The organism is Acinetobacter sp. ANC 4558, from assembly GCF_002135375.1.
Classification (GTDB): Bacteria; Pseudomonadota; Gammaproteobacteria; order Pseudomonadales; family Moraxellaceae; genus Acinetobacter.
In genome coordinates this window covers 93014-112261 of sequence record NZ_NEGH01000010.1, presented here as the reverse complement: position 1 = coordinate 112261, position 19248 = coordinate 93014, and the positions used below count along the sequence as shown (strand labels likewise).

The following is a 19248-nucleotide window of genomic DNA, read 5'->3' as shown; positions in this document are numbered from 1 at the left end:
TTCAATCTTAATCATATAGTCTTGAGTAAATCTCTTCGAGATCAATAACTTGAACTTCTGAAAAATACCCATACTTTGAATGATATATAAAAATATTTGATCTAGACCTTTGCCGTAATATCTCCTTGCATTTCAGCAATACGCTTCTTCAAGGTTGCAGCCATAGATTTATTGTCTTTACTAATACGCTGTGCTTGCAATAATGATTTAACCGCCTCTTGCTCCCAACCAGACCAAAATTGGGCTTCTGCTCTGTATCTAAGTACATTTACAGCATGTAAAGGATTAGACTTATCTGTATTTGCAGCATATTGCATTAACTCCCACCCTTGTACATCTTGTGGGTTTTTCTGCACAAACTTCTGCACAATATTTTGTGCTTCTAGTGGTTGATTCAGACGAATATAAACTTCCGCTAACTTATAATTAAGCGCTCTATTTTCAGGTGTTACTTTTGCAATAGATTGAATCGTGCTTAAGGCTAAATCTGGGCGATTTTGCCCTAAATAAATATCAGTTTGCACGAGTGGAATTAAGTTATGTTTTTTTCCTTGTGACATTGCATCATTCAGTGCTTGCTGAGACTTTACATAATCACCAGACTTCAAATAATAAGTCGATAAAGCAATTTTTCCTGCAAAACTATTTTGTTGTGCAACCGATAATAATTGCTGTTCTGTTGCTTGATTAGATAAAACCGAGGTATATAGCTTTAATATATCAAAATCTTCTTGATTAGTTGGCTTATGAATTTTCGGCAATTGATTTGCTCTAAGTCTTGCTTCACTCATACGTTCTGACGTTAGAGGATGTGTCAACCAAAAGTCTGGTAAAAAACTAACACGACTTGATTCACGATGCATCACTTCAAAAAAATCTGCCATACTTTGTGGGTTATAGCCCAGCGCGTACATGTACTGCATACCAATTCTGTCTGCTTCACGCTCTTGATTTCGACTATAATTAAGTTGTTTATCCATTAAAGCCGCTTGTGAACCGAGCATCACTGCTGCACCTGCATCCCCCCCACCTTGAGTCGCGATTAATGCACCAACAACAATCCCAGCCAAAGCAAGTAAACCTTGCCCTTTAAAAGCTTCCTGAGAGCGACTGTAGTGTCGCTGTGAGACGTGAGCAACCTCATGTGCCATCACCCCGACCACTTCATCTAAATTACGTGCATGCGTAATTAATCCAGCATTTAATGCAAATAATCCACCAGGTACTGCAAATGCATTAATTTGCTTATCATTAATCAATAATAACCCAATGGGTTTCCCTAATTGTGTTTGAGTTAATAACTGAGAAAAAGTCGAAAATAATTGATCTTCCAACCAAGGATCTTGAATCACTGGCATTACGCGATAAACTTGCCGATAAACCTGTGCACCAATTTGCGCTTCTCGTTGTTTATCCAAGAAACCAATGCCGCTCCCTATTTCAGGAACTTCAAATTTTGGAACATAAGAAAAAGGATTTGTTGTATTCGTAGTTTGCGCAAAAGTTGATGACGATGCCAATAAACCTAAACCACAAGCGATTATCCAACCTTTCAATATTCTTCCTCGTCTATTTTTGTGGTTTTAAATTGCCAATATACCATTGAATAAAGTATAAAAATGCAATGAAGTGTTAACATATTTTATTGATAAATGCATTACTGAATCAACTTCATTTCTAATTCGCTTAAATTATTTTTTCAAATCCATTCATGTAATAAATAACATCATAAGATAAATCTCTTAAAACTTCTATTTTAATCAATATACTGCTTTATTTTTATACCAAAAAGCATGATTTGTTTTATTTTTATGCAAACGTTTCCTAAGTCTGTTTTTTTTGCTGAAAAGCGTTTGACACCCTCTCATTTTCGCCCTAATATACGCCCACCTCTGAAACGTCCCTATCGTCTAGAGGCCTAGGACATCGCCCTTTCACGGCGGTAACCGGGGTTCGAATCCCCGTAGGGACGCCAATTTTCAGAAGTAATTTTTTATTAAGTCCCTATCGTCTAGAGGCCTAGGACATCGCCCTTTCACGGCGGTAACCGGGGTTCGAATCCCCGTAGGGACGCCATTTAATATAAGATGGTTTTAAAATACATTACTTCTTTTGTCCCTATCGTCTAGAGGCCTAGGACATCGCCCTTTCACGGCGGTAACCGGGGTTCGAATCCCCGTAGGGACGCCATATTTAGATCAATTTAATATTGATTAATGAAAAGACTCAAGCATTATGACTTGAGTTTTTTTATTACCTATCTTATTTCTCACTCAATAACAATCTTATTTATACATAAAAAAACATCACCCACAGGTGATGTTTCTTCCACATAGGTAAAAAATTATTTATTTGCAACTTGTGGTTGAGGCGTTAACACTTGACCCGTTGGTGTTACACCATACTGTGAACCAATTGATTGTAAAATTAAACGTGCATCATAGGCTTTTGCTGGTGCATCTTTTTCATTTTGATAGCATTCAATATTGTAAGCAATTTCAGCCGAACCTGTACGAATCGTTTGCGGTACACCATAGAAAGGATCGCTCCATCCTGGTCCAAAACCAGCCCATGGACCCCATGGTCCAGCCCCCCATCCTGCATTTGGATACACAACTTCAGATTGAGGCTTTCTATTTACCGTAGTTGGACCGTTTAAAATGGTAAAATATTGATAACCATTTAAAACTGCAGTTTGAGCCGCTTTGACCAAAGTAATATTTTGAGCTTGCGAATAACTTACACTATCACGTGCTTTATAAGAAATTCGGAAAGATTCTTTACTTAAAGGATAAGCAGAAAATTCACCTAATTGATTAAAGGTTAATGGTTGAGTTGGTGTAATCGCACAACCACTCATTGTCATCACAAGTGCTAATGCAATTGATGCTGGAATTAACTTCTTCATTATTTTCCTCGCTTATAATAATCAAATAAAATTCATATAACTTTTAACTTTAAGATTCTATAATTCATTTAAATCATAAAACAATAAGAGATTATTTATTTTCATGCGAAAAATATGATATAAACTTCGAAAAATATAATAATAGTGATATAAAATACATAATGATAAAAATATTATTCAACCATCCTATATCACTCCACATCCAATCCATTAATATTGACTTGCTGCAATTAATTGACGCGTATATTCAGTTTTAGGGGACTTAAACAACTGTTCAGTTTCTTGAAACTCGACCACTTTTGCATGTCTTAGTACCAAAACTTTTTGACATAATGCTTTAACCACTTTTAAATCATGACTAATAAATATATAACCAATTTGGAATTCTTTTTGCAACTGCCTTAAAAGTTTAACAATGGCTTGCTGTGTGGTTCGGTCTAATGCTGAAGTTGGTTCATCCAAAATTAAAAGTTGAGGCTGTAAAATAAGTGCACGTGCCAAAGCAACACGTTGCCTTTGTCCACCTGACAATTCATGTGGATATCGGCTTTTAAAATCTACTGATAACTCAACTTTTTCGAGTATATAGTTGATCCGCTGTTCAATATCTTGTTTAGAAAGTTTTTGAAAATATAAACCTTCTGCAATAGTTTGCTCTACATTTAAACGGGGGTTTAAACTACTAAACGGATCTTGAAAAACCATTTGAAATTGACATCTTAGAGGTCGCAACTTTTTTTCAGACAACTGATTCAATTCGATATTATTCAAGATAATTTGACCGTGACTATTGATTAAACGTGCAATTGCCAATGCCAATGATGTTTTTCCAGAACCACTCTCTCCAACAATACCAATAGACTCTCCCTGCATTAAAGCTAAACTCAGTGGCTCTATCGCAACAAAATAATCTACAGTTCTATTGAATAAGCCTCTTTTAATTGGAAACTTTACATCTAGTTCTATAAGTTTCAAAAGTTCAGGATATGCTTGATGAGCTAAAGCTTCACCAAAATTATGATTTAATAAATTTTGAGTATAATTTTGTTGCGGATGATTAAATATATCTAGAACACAACCTGTCTCAACCACTTGACCTTTATTCAAAACAATCACTTGATCTGCATAATGCTTTACCAGATTTAAATCATGACTAATTAGAATCATCGCCATGTTTCGTTGTTCTTGTAATGATTTTAATAAAGTCAAAATTTGCTCTTGTAAAGTGACATCTAATGCTGTTGTAGGTTCATCGGCAATAAGAATATCTGGATCTAAAGCCAAAGCCATTGCAATCATGACACGTTGGCGCTGACCGCCCGACAATTCATGTGGATAACGTTTTAATTTTTCATCAGGTTCAGATATACCGACATCAGTTAAAAGCTGAATAATTCGTTCTTGCGCCTTTGTTTTTGACCACCCATTTAACCACAAGCTTTCACCAATAATTTTTTCTACCCGATGTAACGGATTGAGTGCCGTCATCGGTTCTTGAAAAATCATGGCAATTTTAGCTCCACGGATTTGGCGCTTTTGTGTTTCTGTTATTTCAAATAAATCTTGACCATTAAATTGTGCAGAACCCGTAATTTCTAATGTACTCGGTAATAACCCTAAAAGTGCCAAACTACTGATTGATTTTCCTGAACCACTTTCACCGACCAAAGCTAAAGTTTCAGCTGCATGCAGTGTAAATGTTAAATCCTGAAGTAAAACATGCTGTTCATTTTGAATTTTCAAATGCTCAACCTGTAAAACTACTGGTTTATTGGCGTCTTGGATCGAATGCATCACGTGTCGCCTCCCCAATATAAATCAATAAAGACAAGACAATAGCCAAAGTTAAAAAGCCTGAAAATGCAAGCCAAGGTGCTGTAATATTATCCCGTCCTTGCGCCAACAATTCCCCTAAAGATGCCGCTTCGGGTGGCAATCCATAACCCAAAAAATCTAAAGCTGTTAAGGCGGTGATATTTGCAGTTAGCATAAATGGAAGCTGCGATAAACTTGAACTCATTGCATTTGGCAATATATGTCGAAACATAATCGTAGAATCGCTGACACCTAAGCTTCTCGCCGCACGCACATAATCAAAATTTCGAGCTCTTAAAAATTCAGCGCGGACCAATCCCACCAATGCTGTCCAGCCAAAGATCAACATAATTATGAATAACCAAAAGATACTGGGAGTGAACATACTGACCAAAACCATGACCATGAAAAGCATGGGTAATCCTCCCCATACCTCCAAAATACGTTGTCCGACTAAATCAATCCATCCACCATAATAGCCCTGAACTGCCCCAATACTGACTCCTAAAAAGGCCGATGCCAAAGTCAATGCAAAACCAAATAAAAGCGATATACGTAATCCATATAAAATACGAGCAACAACATCACGCCCCTGATCATCAGTGCCTAGCCAGTTTTGCGCAGTAGGCTTCGAGGGTACAGGAACTGCCAAATCTAAATTAGGCGTTTGATATGAAAATGGAATCACCGGCCAAATTGTCCAACCTTTTTCATGAATTAATTCTTTAACTGTTGGATCTTTATAGTCTGCTTCTGTCTCAAAGACACCGCCAAAAGCTGTTTCAGGGTATTCCCTAAACACAGGAAAATAATATGATTGCTCATATTTCACCACCAGTGGTTTATCATTTGCAATAAACTCTGCACCCAAAGACAATACAAAAATGATGCTAAAAATAATAAAACACACAAAACCTAATTTATTTTGTTTAAATTTTTTCAATCGTGTTTTTAAAATAGGTGACATTATTTAGCACCTCTCGAATCAAAATTAATACGAGGGTCTATGAGTTGGTAAATGACATCACTGATTAATCTGAGCAGTAACCCGATAAGAGTAAAAATAAATAATGTTCCAAAAATGACGGGATAATCGCGTTGCGTAATTGCTTCAAACCCGAGCAAACCTAAGCCATCTAAATTAAAGATCACTTCAACAAATAAATTACCCACAAAGAAAATTCCAATGAGTGCTTCGGGCAAACTTGCGATAACAATCAACATGGCATTGCGAAAGACATGTCCATACAAAACTTGATTTTCTGTCAGACCTTTAGCTCGCGCAGCCAGTACATATTGTTTATTTAACTCTTCCATAAATGAATATTTTGTTAAATACGTTAAACCAGCAAAACCGCCAATCACCATTGTAAATAAAGGCAATGTCATATGCCAAAAATAATCTTTAACTTTTTCAAATAAACTAAGCTGTGCAAAATTTTCAGAAACTAAACCTTGTAGCGGAAACCATTGCCAATATGACCCGCCTGCAAAAAATACAATTAGAATAATTGCCAAAGCAAAAACTGGAATGGCATATCCAACTGCAAGTAGCAATGAACTGACTTTATCAAATATTAAACCATGCTCGCGTGCCTTTTTAATTCCAAGTGGGATAGAAATCAAATAAATGAGCAATGTACTCCATAATCCCAATGATACTGAAACAGGAAGACGCTCCCAAAGCAATGTAGTTACAGGTTTATCTTTAAAAAAACTCGTTCCAAAATCAAATGATAAATAGCCTTTAAGCATAATCCAGAAACGCTCTACGGCTGATTTATCAAAACCATATTGCGCTTCAATTTGTTTAATCATGTCTTCGCTTAATCCTCTTGCCCCCTGATATTGGCTTGAGGTTGTTGCCGTTTCCCCCCCAGATATTCCTAATCCTCTCGACATTTCAATTTGCTGAATCGCTTGCTCTACAGGACCACCTGGTGCAATTTGAATCACGACAAAATTAATGACTAAAATAAAGAATAGTGTAGGAACAATGAGAAACAATCTTTTTAAAATATATACACCCATCAGACAATCCTTCTCGCTGGGATTATTTTTTTCGTAAATACTGGGCTACTTTTTGTGCCTCACGTGGATCACTCCACCAATATTCTAATCCTACTGCCAGTTTTGGTTTTATTGTAGGTTGCTTATACATATTCCAATAGGCATACCAATAGGCATTTTTTTGATAAGTGAGTATTTGATAATAACCTGCTCTTAATAATCGATCTAGCACCCGCGTTCGTATGATCAACTCTTGACGATTTTGCGCACGAATTACACCTTGAATAGCATCATCAATAACAGGATTCTTAATCCCTGCATAATTATAGTTTCTTGGCTGATCTGCTGCCAAACTCCCCCATAGCTGCGCTTGCTCATTGCCTGGACTTAAAGATTGTGGCATTGCATCTGTGGTCATATCAAAATCATAATTACTTTTTCTTTCAATATATTGAGGAACATCCACTTGTCGAATATTCACCGCTATTCCTATCTTTTTCATATTGCGAACAAATGGCATTAAGGTACGTGTTAAACCATCTTGATGAATCAAAAACTCTATTTTAACGGGTTGTCCTTGAGGATCTAATAATATGCCACCGTTATAACGATATCCTGCTTTGAGCAAAAGTTCTCGTGCTTTGAGCAATCCAGAGCGATTAAATCCACTGCCATCAGAAACATGATTTTTCCAGTCAGCCAATACACCTGCTCTTTGTACTGGGTTTAACTTTGCAAGATATGGTTTTAATATCCGCATTTCTGCATCTGAAGGTCTGCCTTTCGCTTCTAATTCACTATTACTGAAATAACTTTGTAAACGTTGATATTTCCCATAAAATAAAGCCTTATTCTGCCATTCAAAATCATAAACATAACTAATTGCTTGTCTAAAGCGAATATCATTTAAAGGTGTTCTACGTGTATTAAATACAAAACTTTGCGTGGTAATTGGGTTTTGATGGTGAAATTCCATTTGTTTCACTAAACCTAATTTAACAGCTGGAAAATGATATTCAGTTGCCCATTTACGTGCAATATTTTCTGTATGAAACGTGTACTGCCCTGACTTAAATCCTTCAAAAGCAATATCTAGACTACGATAATACACAATTTTAATTTGATCAAAGTTATATTTTCCTCGATTCACAGGTAAATCTTTTGCCCAATAATTTGGATTGCGCTTATAACTAATGCTTCGACCTGAGTCGATACGATCAATCACATACGGCCCTGAACCTAAAATAGGTTTCATGGTAATTCGCGTAAAGTCTTTATTTTGCCAATCTTTTTTAGAATAGATAGGAAGTTCAGCCAAAATTAAGGGCATTTCTTTATTATTATTTGATTTAAATATGGCTTTCACCTGATACTTTGATAGTACAACAGTGTGATCTAAATCTGCTAAATAAGTCTGTAATCCAGGATTAGACTGATGTTGAAATACATCAAAACTAAATTTCACATCCTCAGCAGTGAGTGGATTTCCATTACTGAACTTCGCTTTAGGATTTAAGTGAAATATAACAAATTTAGGTTTTTGCGGATCATAGGTAACTTTTTCCGCCAATAGCGGATACATCACACTCACTTCGTCTAAGGATTTCGCCATTAAAGTATCAAATAAATACTCATTCCCACTGGTTGGCGTCCCTTTACCATTCATGGTGTTTAAATTATCAAAAGTACCTGTATTCGCGGTACTAATATACCCCCCTTTAGGCGCTTGAGGATTCGCATAAGGCAACGCCTTTGCACCAGCATATTTGGGGATTTCATTCAATGCAATATAAGGCGTGGTCTGTAATTCACACCACGCCATTTGAGGATAGACGATCCAACTTAAGACAAGACATAACTGTTTGGCAAAAGTTTTTGACATAAATATGTATATCCCTATATGAAATATGATAATTAAAGATTAGGGACTTTGATGGTTTCCCCAATTTTTAATTGTGTATTAGGCTGAATGCCATTTAACTCCGCCAATGCCGATGTTTCCATACCGTAACGGCTTGCGAGACCAATTAAAGTATCACCACGTTTTACCTTATAATTGGTGATGAGCTGTGGAATTAAAATGGTTTGTCCAACTCTTAAACCTGCTCTAGCGCTTAAATCATTCAACGCAGCCAAGTCCGCAACAGATATTCCGATACGTCCTGCAATCACATGTAAAGACTCACCCGATTTCACCACATATTGTTCTGTATTTTTAGTACTATTGCTGTTGTTTTCTTTTTTCGGTACTTGGGCTTCTGTTTTCTTCACTGATTCACTTTCTACTTTGGCTTTTCTATCCGTTATTGCCCCAGTTTTCGTTGATGATTTTGGCTCATCCTCAACTAATTTTAGCTTTTGCCCAACCAGTAGATTCGTATTTCGATTAATTCCATTTAAATTGGTAATATCTTCGATATTTAAATTATATTTAACAGCAATTGCAGACAATGAATCACCCGATTGCACCGTATAACTTAAAGGTGTTTTATTGCTAATCTCTTCTTTAAGCGCGGGTACTTTTAATGTTTGACCAGCTTGCAAATTTGCATTACTAGTTAAATCATTTAAAGCTGCAAGCTCTGCAACACTTATTTTTCGACTGATCGCTAAATTATAGAGCGTGTCCCCACGCTGAACGACATAATTATCAACTTTAATAGACGGTTCAGCTCTAGTCTCTTTCTTCACAACATTGGCTTGGGTCTCAACAATACCCGTTGCAGGAATATTAATTTTTTGTCCAACGAATAAGCTATTGGTCGGTGTCAACTCTGGTGTTAAATTAGCCAATTCTTGTAATGATAATCCATGACGGTCTGCAATTAATTTTAAATATTCACCACGTTTAACAACATAAGGCTTCGTTGCTATTTTTATAGAAGTTGCAGCAACTGTGTTCGATTGCTCAGTCTTCTTTTCTGGCTCTTTTGCTTTGACATTATTCGTATCTTTTAACGCAAGTTTTTGACCAACAATTAAATTACTGGTGACAGACAATCCGTTATAGTCTGCAAGTTGTTTAAGCGTTAAACCAAACTGTGATGCAACACCTGTCAAAGAATCGTTGGCTTGTACAATATAACTCTCTGGTTTCGATTTTTCTTTAGTTGGTGCATCAATTTGCGGTTTTGCATCATATAAATAAATCGTTGTACCTGCAAATAAGGTTCCCGATGGATCAATTTGGTTCCAATTCGCTATATCACGCCAATTCAGTCCATTTTTAGATGCAATAATTGCCAAAGTATCGCCTGACGTTACAGTATATAAGGTTCGTTTTCCTTTCGGTGGAATCACGACCACTTCAGAATCGGTCTGAATAACATTTTTACCTTGGTTACGTTTAACTTCATCAGAATTTGGGTTTGTATTGGATGTAACTGATTTAGGATATGCAAAACCTTTCGTTAACTCCTTTCCTTGCTGTTCTGCAACCGATAAGCTAGTTTGAATTGCAGTCAGCTTAATTCTCCCATCATAAGGATCTAAAATTTCTGTTCCTTGTGGTGCAATTTTCTGAATTTCAGCCACCACTTGATCTTGCTCTGCTTTTGAAGCAACAGGTTTTAATACTTGTTCTAGCGTTTGCTTACTTCCTTCAGCTGCAACTGCTGATAAAATTTGTGCTCTCTCTGCCTCTGTAATTGGTGGCTCTATCGAAATGGGTTTCACATTGTTGGCTTGTATCACGGCAACAGGAATTCGTGGTGCACTTGGTATATCTGAATTAGATGCAAACGATGCAAGTGCAGAAGAACCTTTTGGTGTTACGCCTTTAACCGTAGGTGTAGTAACCGCATTGGTAACTCGAGTTCCTGCATTTACAGAAAGATTAGAGGAGCTTGTATTTGCCGCTGTCGAAGCTGCGGTCATATTTGTCGTTGCAGCTTGTCTGGTTGTAGTAACAGATATATTTGGCGTCACTGGTTTCGTGATAGAGCTTGTACTCACCAACGGTTCTTTGACTGAAGAAGTAACGGTATTATTTGCTAATAACGCTGAGGAATTATTATTTGATAACTTTTTCAATCTTGCATCTATCGTCGGACTTAAATCAGCAGGAATTAAAACCTTCATCGGGCTTTCACTGTCAATAAAATCTCCACGATATGCAGGATTTAACGCATAAAGTTCAGCACGACTTAAACCCGTTACAGCAGCAACATCATTCAAACTTACCGTTCCAACAGTAACCTCTCTAAAGTGAGGTCTATTTGCAATGGGTGGTAGTGAAACACCATATGCATTTGGGTTTTTAATAATTTGCGCAACAGCAATAAATCGTGGCACATAATTCATTGTTTCTTGAGGTAATTTTAATGACCAATAGTCAGTCGGTAATCCAGCTGCTTTATTTCGATTAATTGCCTGCTGAATACGACCTGGCCCTGCATTATATGCAGCGAGGGCTAATTCCCAAGAACCAAATTGATTATATAAACTGCCTAAAAACTCATAGGCTGCTCGTGTAGACTCGACAACATCACGGCGCCCATCATACATAGATGTCTGACGTAAACCATAAATTTTTCCTGTACTCGGAATAAACTGCCATAATCCTGCTGCTGCTGCACTACTGGTTGCAGCCGGATCATACGAACTCTCAATCACAGGTAATAACGCAAGTTCAGTCGGAATACCACGGCGTTCTGCTTCTTTTACCGTATGAAATAAATAACGTGAAGCACGAGCACTTAAACGATCAATATATGGTTGACGTGAAATAAACCAACTACGCTGAGCATCAATTCGTGGATTCCAAACTTCAGTATCCATTTTAGAACCCACACTCATACGCTTCCAAACATCACCATGTTTTAAAATCAGTAATCGATCACCTTCAACTGCACGCATATCAGTTGCAGAAAGTAACCCTTCTAACGAATCAAGACTATCTGCATCAAGGTAACCACTTCCACTGATTCCCTGTGTTTTGACCACTTTGGAAGCGCTTGGTGTAGAGCTACATCCTGTGATCGCGCCTAATGCAATCAGTGCTGTTCCTAATACTGTAATTTTAAATAATGCTGGTAAGGTCGGTTGCCACATATTCGTGGTTGGTTTATACATAAGAAATCCAAACAACTCGTACAATTTAATTTTAATAAGACTATTGTAGAGGAGCATCACAATGAAACAAGGTAATAATCTAAGGTCAATTCAAGATAAATGTTACAAGAAATTAAAATATTAAGATATAAACCTCTTAATTCTTCAATTTGCGTTATACAATAGCAAAACTTTTAGCATTAAATATGGATTTCACACCTATGACTCAAACAATCACGCTTTATGTCGACGGTGCTTGTCGTGGTAATCCTGGATTAGGAGGTTGGGGTGCATATATTATTACTGAAAAAGATGAACATAAAATTTGTGGTGGAGAACTCGATACGACAAACAATCGTATGGAGCTAACTGCAGCAATTGAAGGTATTCTATTTTGTCCCACTGACGCTAAACTGACTGTTTGGACAGATTCCACGTATGTAAAACGCGGTATTACTGAATGGATTGACGGTTGGAAAAAGAAAAATTGGAAAGATGTTAAAAATCCAGACTTATGGCAAAAACTAGATCAAACATGCCAAGGTCGTGAAATTGAATGGAATTGGATTAAAGGTCATGCAGGTCATGCGGGCAATGAAATGGCGGATCAGCTTGCTAATCAAGGCGCTGACAATCTTAGTGCTCAAAGCAAGCATATAAATGATAAAAAAAAAGTTGAATCTGATTGGTTATTAACAGACCCTTTTGGTTTAGATGAAGAAGAGACTGAAGATCATACTGACTTCGACATGTTACATGGCTCAGACCAAATGGAATATGAAATAACGGGCACTAATAAACCACTCATAGCACCGACTTCCGAAATTGAAGTGGCAAAAAATTCACCTTCACATATTGTAATTACGCCTGCAACAATTGATGCGATTGGCCCTCGACAACTCATCCTAGATACAGAAACAACAGGTTTTTATTTTCAAGATAGTGATCGTATTGTTGAAGTTGGTGCCATTGAAATGATCAATCGGAAACTGACAGGAAGCTCAATTCATATTTATATCAATCCTGAAAGACTCGTGGGTGAATCTGAAAATATTCATGGTATTAGTGATGAATTCTTAAAAGACAAACCTAAGTATGCTGAAATTGCAGATGTACTCTTTAACTATTTAAAAGGTGCAGAAATTATTGCACATAATGCCACCTTCGATATGAACTTCTTAGATATGGAGTTTGACCGTGTAGGTTTAGGTAAATTATCACAAGTATGTGAAGTAACAGATACCTTAGCACTCGCTAAAAGCAAACATCCAGGGCAAAAAAACTCCCTAGATGCGTTAGTTCGTCGTTATGAAATTCCAGCACGTGACCGTACTTTTCATGGTGCATTACTCGATGCTGAAATTTTAGCGGATGTTTATTTAGCCATGACAGGCGGTCAAGTTTCCTTTGACATGGATGCCCTCTCTCAATCTGTAAATCCTCAAGGCACAGCTGAAAGACGTGAAATCAATGTAGAATTACCTGTCATTTTACCTTCTATTTCTGATCTTGAAGCGCATGAAAACTGGGTAAAACAATATGCAGAAAAGCATGGTCGGCCATGTATATTTGAACAGACCAGTTCTAATTCTTAAAAACTTGATTTAAAACAGCGGCACCTATACGGCTAAAAGATAGGGCATATTTTTATTATGTAATTTCCTTTATTTTACCTCATAAGATGGGCTAATTTTACGATTGGTCCATTAGCTCATCTTCTTTCAACTTATTTTATATTTTTAATTCCAAATAACATGAGGTAATCATTCAATTTACTTCAAGCTTTTTTCTTAAATACCCATATAACAATATATTTATATCGCACTTTTTATTCATTATTTATCATATTTATAACCTGTTATATCACTAAAGTTTATTGTAGGATTAGAAAACAGTACCCACTTAACTCAAAATATCTAATGACCACAAATATCTCTCTTGCCTATATTTTTCATCAACAACAATTATTGGTTGATGATGAATTCCAACTTCCTCAAGTAGAGCGTTTAGCAAGTGATTTAAGTCTGAATGAAAATCATCAAGTTATCGCGCGAGATTTACTCGAACATGAATCAATTCCAAACGGTTTAAAATTAGTCCCTATACGCCAATTACTACAATATTGGACAACAGCGCAATTTGAACAAGCCAGTAAAGCGATTCAATTGCTAGAATGGCGTCGGAATCATCAATTTTGCAGTCATTGTGGACATAAAACTGACGTTCATCATTCAGAATATGCCATGGTTTGCCCTTCTTGTCGTTATCATCAATATCCACGTGTTCAACCTTGTGTAATTACAGTCATCACGAAAGGACAAGATCAAGTTCTTTTAGCAAAAAATGCAAGAAACAATAATGATATGTATGGTTTGATCGCAGGATTTGTTGAAGTTGGTGAAACCTTAGAAGAAGCAGTAAGACGCGAAACGTTAGAAGAGGTCGGGATTAAAGTCAAAAATATACAATATTTAGCCAGTCAGCCTTGGCCATTTCCAAGTAATTTAATGATCGCATTTAAAGCAGAATATGAATCGGGTGACATTTTGCTTCAAGAAGAAGAAATTAGTGATGCCAATTTCTTTAAGTTTGATCAATTACCTAAAACACCTTTTAAAGGCAGTATTGCACATGCCATGATTATGCATGTCACCCAAGGTAGTGCTGTTGCAGATGACACAAAAGAATGGCTTTAAACTTCATTTAAAGTTTCATCTAACGCTCTTAAAATTTCTGTTTTTGTTTGGAAGAATGGGCTAAATAAACTTGAAACTGAACCCATGATTGTAATGTGTCCAGTTTTTGGAATAACAATCATTTCAGAATGATTGTTATGATCTTTTAATTTCTGATTTAAATCAATTGCATTCCAATCGGCAACAATTTGATCCTTTTCAGCCATAAATAAATAATGTTTAATTTTATTATGATGTACAAAATAATAAGGCATTACATGTTGATATGGCTGTTCTTGATCAAATGCATCAGCACATAAAGGATCATTTTTGTAGTTAAAATGATACGGTCCTGCTAACCCAATCAATGCTTTAATATTTTGTTGTGTATAGGCACCATTCTTTTCAGGATAATATACAGCAGACATAATATTAAAAGCACCTGCTGAATGTCCCATAAGAATCATATTATCAGTATCAATATTTAAAGATGATTGATTTTCATTCAAGTAATCAAGTGCTAAGACAAGATCATCTACATAATTCGGAAAAATATCGTGGGGTGCAAGTCGGTAATTCACAATTGCAACATCAAAACCTTCTGTTGCAAAGGCTTGTCCGAAAAAATGATAATCTTTTTTATCGCCGCTCGACCATGCACCACCATGAACAAAAACCAATAAAGCCCGTTTTTTTCGTTCTGTCTGGTATAAATCAAGTTTCTGTCGTTCATATTCACCATAAGCGATATCTATTTTTTTATAAAATCCTTTGTTTGAAACAAAATGATTTAATGCAAAACGACCTACATTATAAAGTCGAAATTCTGAATAATATGCTTTTGCAACTGATATTTTCTGATTTGCATACCTTGACAGTTTATTTAATTTATTGCGCATTTGTTGGTTCAATTTGATCTAATTCAATTGCTGTAGGCGTAATAATTGTCGATTGAGTAGATGCCGCAGGTGTATCTATATTATCGACAAGCATCACAATTTTAGTGACATTACCAACTTTTTGTAAAACTCCATTTAAATCTGCAATTTCAGCTGTATTGAGTCGCCCCATCACATACAACACACCATCTTCAGTATGTATTCGAACTTTTCCACCAGAAATAACAGCTGCTCTTGCAATTAAGCCCTTCGTATTTCCTGTCACCGAGGTATCTTGCATAATTGTGCCGTAACCAATTTTGTCACCAACCGTAATATAATTATGCACCGATTTAACATCACTCATTGAACGTACGTTATCTTCTGCTAATTTTTTTAAGTGAGCATCAGGCACTTGACCCGTTAATAAAACATTACTATGAAAACTTTCAGTATTGACACGAGATTGTTTAAATCTGGAATCCAATTTATACATATTAATATTGGCTGTACGTTCAATTGAATTATCAATGAAAACTTGACCCAAAGTACGAGATCCACTTTCAGTACCGACGGGCGTACTTCCTGTTCCGCCTGCAATAAAGCTTGCACAACCCGATAAACTTGCAACACACAGCAAAGTAACAGCAATACGATTAAACACTCAAACAAACTCCTTCATTACTTTATTTGATCTTTTTAATATGCCAAAGGCTCAAATTAACCTAAATTATGCTTAAAGACTAATAAACTCTGAATCAAAAGTAAAAGCATTTTCAATCCAATTTAAATCATAATGACGATTAGAAAAATCATACTGTATCGATTTTGAAAATCGTTGCGCAAAATTAAAACAAATGACATCAAATCGGCAATAAAACTCATGATATTCAGGTTTCTTACTTAAAAAATCTGCGGCAGTTTGAATAATCTTTTTTTGTTTAGATTTAGAAACAACTTCATGTGCGCACCCAAATTGCGTTTTTGATCTTGCTTTCACCTCTACAAATATCAAATCCTTTTCTTTATACAGAATCAAATCAATTTCGCCAAACCTTGAATGATAATTTTGTTGAATAAGTCTAAAACCTAAATTTTGCAAATATCGCAAAGATTCCAATTCTGCCCATGTTCCCATAGGATTCTTTTTGGTCATTTTTATTCTAATCGTTTCTTCTAATCCCTTAAATATATACTTAATTTTAACTCACTTCGCATTCATTTTACTATTCAGGTAAAATGCTCCATTCATCGATTGAGCTAAATTTTTTAGCATGTGTGGAGAATATTATGAGTGCCCAGTTATTTGTTGTTGCAACCCCCATCGGGCACTTAGACGATATTAGTTATCGTGCAATTAACGTTTTAAAATCTGTCAAAGTGATTGCAGCAGAAGACACACGTACCTCAGCTTTATTACTTAAACATTTTAATATTTCCACACCTTTAACTGCATGCCATGATCACAATGAAAGTAATAAAGTCGATCAACTCATTCAGCGGTTATTGCTTGGTGAAGACATTGCATTAATTAGTGATGCGGGGACGCCTCTCATTAGCGATCCAGGCTTCAAATTAGTTCGTGCTGCGCAAGAGAATCATATTCGTGTGATTCCTGTCCCTGGCGCCTGTGCTGCAATTGCAGCATTAAGTGCTGTTGGCCTGCCTAGTGACCGCTTTAGCTTTGAAGGATTTTTGCCCTCAAAATCATCACAACGAATTTTAAATTTAGAAAAGTTAAAAGATGAAACACAAACTTTAATTTTTTATGAAGCACCTCATCGAATTTTAGAATGTGTCAAAGATATGGTCAATACTTTTGGTGCCGATCGCCCTGTGGGGTTTGCACGAGAAATTACAAAAACATTTGAAACCATCAAAAAAATGACGTTATCTGAATTGGTTGAGTTTATTGCCAATGATCATCATCAACAAAAAGGTGAAATTGTTTTAGTTGTCGGTGGCGCAACCCAAGAAAAAGATATGGAACAAGAAAAATTAGATCAACTTCTAAATCGTCTTTTACAGGATTTATCAGTTAAGGCTGCATCTCAACTTGCTGCTGACTTAACTGGCATCAAAAAGAAAGTCGCCTATCAACGTGCTTTAGAATTAACGGATAAGCTTTAATTTTATATTTTTGCTTAGTTCGCTGAATATATACTTTGGTTATCTCAGTTAAAATTCTAAAATACTGCAAATTATGTATCATAAAAAAACACCACTCAATCGTGGTGTTTTTTTTCATTCTTTTGCTGACTCATCTGGTGGGACTTCAGTAATTTGTCCTCCACGCGCTAAGAATGCAGCAACCTCATCTTCTAATGCCTGACGTTGCTTTAGCTTGGCCGTTACAGTTAAAGTTTCTGCTTCAGTCGCATCACCATCATGAGGTGCATCATCGCTATCCGATGCTCCTTTTTCAGCTGCTTTGGCTTCATCCTCATCAACTGCTGTGTCATCTACTTCGTCATAATCATTCATATCCGTCATATTAAAACTCCTTACAGATGGCGTTCATTAATTGATCTAAATATTGGGTTCTGAATTATGAAGAAATTTAACAATCTCTAAGGATTTCGCATAGTACTCCATAACAAAAATCAGCTTTTTTTTTACGCAAATCTGTAAAAAAACATGTTCAACCGAACAAAATATACTCAATTTAATTTTAAACCGAATATTGTGTTCCTTTTAAAATATTTAATCCATTGGCTTGAATCATAAATGCATCTTTAAGTACATTGTGTTTTTCAACATGTTTTAAACCTAAATTTCTTGCCCAAATGATTGGATATAAGGTTGTTGTTTCAAGCCATCCAATTGCTGACATACTATGCATCATGGCATCATTTTGTCCTTTTCGTCGATGTTCATACCGTCGAAGGGTTTGCTCATGTGCCCATACGCCACGCTTTTTATCGTGCAATAAAGCATCACATAAAATCGCTGCATCTAAGCAACCAATATTTACACCTTGCCCTGCAAGTGGATGAATCACATGAGCAGCATCACCAATAAGTGCCAACCCAGACTTAACATACTTTTGTGCAGCGCGTGCTTTCAGTGGGAACTTCGCACGTGGTGTTGCTTCTAATACTTCTCCAAGCATATGATGACTTTCACGCGTTAAAAGCTGAGTAAATGCTTGATCTGATAATGCAACGTACTCATCTGCATAATCATCAGGTAAAGTCCATACAATAGATTGCCAATAACCTTCTTGCTCAGGGTTTAAACTTGCCATAGGTAAAAATGCCAATGGCCCTGTTTCTAAGAAAATTTGTCGTGCAACATATTGATGAGGGAACTGAGTTCGAATCGCACAGCTTAGGCCCGCTTGTTGATAATCTAAAATATCAAAATCAATAAAAGCCTGATCGCGAACAAATGAATTTGCACCATCTGCACCAATCACTAATTTTGTTGTTAGGTGTGTGCCATCAGCTAAATCAATATGCCAAACCCCGACGCCTTCTTCAATTCTCACCACTTTGACTTCTGTTCGATAATCTTTTAATTCTTTTAACATTTTTTGTTGGATGGCCAAATTTAATAAACTTGGTTCTACCATTGAACCTAAAGCTTGATCAATGTGAGGCGGCTGCTCAGAGAATTTTCCAAAATTAATTTCACCGTAGCCATTCTTATTCCATACTTGCATGCCGCTATAGGGCATTTGACGCGCAAGTTTTTCCCACACACCTACTGTTTTTAATAAATGAATTGTCGCCTGACTCAGTGCTAAAACACGAGGGTTTGCAACTGAAATGGTTTTTTCCTCATCTAAAATAGGTGCTGCATCTAAAACCGTTGCCTGCACACCGCCTTGTGCAAGAAGTAAAGCGGTTAAACCACCAACAAGACCACCACCAACAATGACAACATCTAAAACTGAATCATTCATTAT

The 19248-nt window shown here is 36.4% G+C and carries 15 protein-coding genes and 3 tRNA genes; 6 read left to right on the top strand and 12 right to left on the bottom strand.

Annotation, left to right across the window (positions count from 1 at the left end; all coding sequences use genetic code 11):
- Nucleotides 1–101 precede the first annotated feature (101 nt).
- Entirely contained in the window at nucleotides 102–1556 is a 1455-nt protein-coding gene (locus tag B9T31_RS12825) for a M48 family metalloprotease (RefSeq protein ID WP_086182342.1), read from the bottom strand.
- A gap of 343 nt (nucleotides 1557–1899) precedes the next feature.
- Between B9T31_RS12825 and B9T31_RS12820 the strand changes: the two genes are divergently transcribed.
- The 3 genes from B9T31_RS12820 (at nucleotide 1900) to B9T31_RS12810 (ending at nucleotide 2190) form a co-directional block, all read left to right on the top strand.
- Nucleotides 1900–1975: transfer RNA gene (locus B9T31_RS12820), tRNA-Glu, on the top strand.
- Between the two features lie 25 nt (nucleotides 1976–2000).
- Nucleotides 2001–2076, top strand: a tRNA-Glu gene (locus B9T31_RS12815).
- Between the two features lie 38 nt (nucleotides 2077–2114).
- Nucleotides 2115–2190 (top strand) — tRNA-Glu (locus B9T31_RS12810).
- Nucleotides 2191–2344: 154 nt separating this feature from the next.
- Here B9T31_RS12810 and B9T31_RS12805 read toward each other — a convergent pair.
- The 6 genes from B9T31_RS12805 to B9T31_RS12780 form a co-directional block, all read right to left on the bottom strand.
- A complete protein-coding gene (locus B9T31_RS12805; protein WP_086182341.1) occupies nucleotides 2345–2908 on the bottom strand; it encodes a CC0125/CC1285 family lipoprotein in 564 nt (187 codons plus the stop codon).
- Between the two features lie 210 nt (nucleotides 2909–3118).
- Complete coding sequence (locus tag B9T31_RS12800; protein WP_086182340.1) at nucleotides 3119–4702, bottom strand: ABC transporter ATP-binding protein; 1584 nt, start codon at nucleotides 4700–4702, stop codon at nucleotides 3119–3121.
- Nucleotides 4677–5690, bottom strand: coding sequence for an ABC transporter permease (locus B9T31_RS12795; RefSeq protein WP_086182339.1), 1014 nt, complete (start codon nucleotides 5688–5690; stop codon nucleotides 4677–4679). Before B9T31_RS12795 ends, B9T31_RS12800 begins: the two co-directional genes overlap by 26 nt.
- Entirely contained in the window at nucleotides 5690–6754 is a 1065-nt protein-coding gene (locus B9T31_RS12790) for a microcin C ABC transporter permease YejB (protein ID WP_086182338.1), read from the bottom strand. The genes B9T31_RS12795 and B9T31_RS12790 overlap by 1 nt, the downstream gene beginning before the upstream one ends.
- A 22-nt stretch (nucleotides 6755–6776) precedes the next feature.
- A complete protein-coding gene (locus B9T31_RS12785) occupies nucleotides 6777–8615 on the bottom strand; it encodes an extracellular solute-binding protein (protein ID WP_086182337.1) in 1839 nt (612 codons plus the stop codon).
- A 32-nt stretch (nucleotides 8616–8647) separates the two neighbouring features.
- Nucleotides 8648–11806: a lytic transglycosylase gene (locus tag B9T31_RS12780; RefSeq protein WP_086182336.1), complete on the bottom strand. Its 3159-nt coding sequence runs from the start codon at nucleotides 11804–11806 to the stop codon at nucleotides 8648–8650.
- A 200-nt stretch (nucleotides 11807–12006) separates the two neighbouring features.
- On the opposite strand from B9T31_RS12780, the gene dnaQ reads away from it, so the two are divergent.
- Both dnaQ and nudC read left to right on the top strand, forming a co-directional pair.
- Complete coding sequence (gene dnaQ, locus B9T31_RS12775; RefSeq protein WP_086182335.1) at nucleotides 12007–13380, top strand: DNA polymerase III subunit epsilon; 1374 nt, start codon at nucleotides 12007–12009, stop codon at nucleotides 13378–13380.
- A gap of 324 nt (nucleotides 13381–13704) precedes the next feature.
- The gene (gene nudC, locus B9T31_RS12770) at nucleotides 13705–14481 is read left to right on the top strand and encodes an NAD(+) diphosphatase (protein WP_086182334.1); all 777 of its coding nucleotides are present in this window, start codon (nucleotides 13705–13707) and stop codon (nucleotides 14479–14481) included.
- On the opposite strand, the gene B9T31_RS12765 is transcribed toward nudC, so the two are convergent.
- From B9T31_RS12765 to B9T31_RS12755, 3 genes are all read right to left on the bottom strand, one after another.
- The gene (locus B9T31_RS12765; protein ID WP_086182333.1) at nucleotides 14478–15359 is read right to left on the bottom strand and encodes an alpha/beta hydrolase; all 882 of its coding nucleotides are present in this window, start codon (nucleotides 15357–15359) and stop codon (nucleotides 14478–14480) included. The two genes, nudC and B9T31_RS12765, sit on opposite strands and share 4 nt — an antisense overlap.
- Entirely contained in the window at nucleotides 15349–16002 is a 654-nt protein-coding gene (locus B9T31_RS12760) for a BON domain-containing protein (RefSeq protein WP_086182332.1), read from the bottom strand. Before B9T31_RS12760 ends, B9T31_RS12765 begins: the two co-directional genes overlap by 11 nt.
- Before the next feature lie 72 nt (nucleotides 16003–16074).
- The gene (locus B9T31_RS12755; RefSeq protein ID WP_086182331.1) at nucleotides 16075–16494 is read right to left on the bottom strand and encodes a YraN family protein; all 420 of its coding nucleotides are present in this window, start codon (nucleotides 16492–16494) and stop codon (nucleotides 16075–16077) included.
- Nucleotides 16495–16628: 134 nt separating this feature from the next.
- On the opposite strand from B9T31_RS12755, the gene rsmI reads away from it, so the two are divergent.
- A complete protein-coding gene (gene rsmI / locus B9T31_RS12750; protein WP_086182330.1) occupies nucleotides 16629–17468 on the top strand; it encodes a 16S rRNA (cytidine(1402)-2'-O)-methyltransferase in 840 nt (279 codons plus the stop codon).
- A gap of 114 nt (nucleotides 17469–17582) precedes the next feature.
- On the opposite strand, the gene B9T31_RS12745 is transcribed toward rsmI, so the two are convergent.
- Both B9T31_RS12745 and B9T31_RS12740 read right to left on the bottom strand, forming a co-directional pair.
- Nucleotides 17583–17831, bottom strand: a complete 249-nt coding sequence (locus B9T31_RS12745) for a hypothetical protein (RefSeq protein WP_086182329.1) — start codon at nucleotides 17829–17831, stop codon at nucleotides 17583–17585.
- A gap of 178 nt (nucleotides 17832–18009) precedes the next feature.
- On the bottom strand, nucleotides 18010–19245 hold the full coding sequence (locus B9T31_RS12740; protein ID WP_171264758.1) for an FAD-dependent monooxygenase: 1236 nt from the start codon (nucleotides 19243–19245) through the stop codon (nucleotides 18010–18012).
- Nucleotides 19246–19248 lie beyond the last annotated feature (3 nt).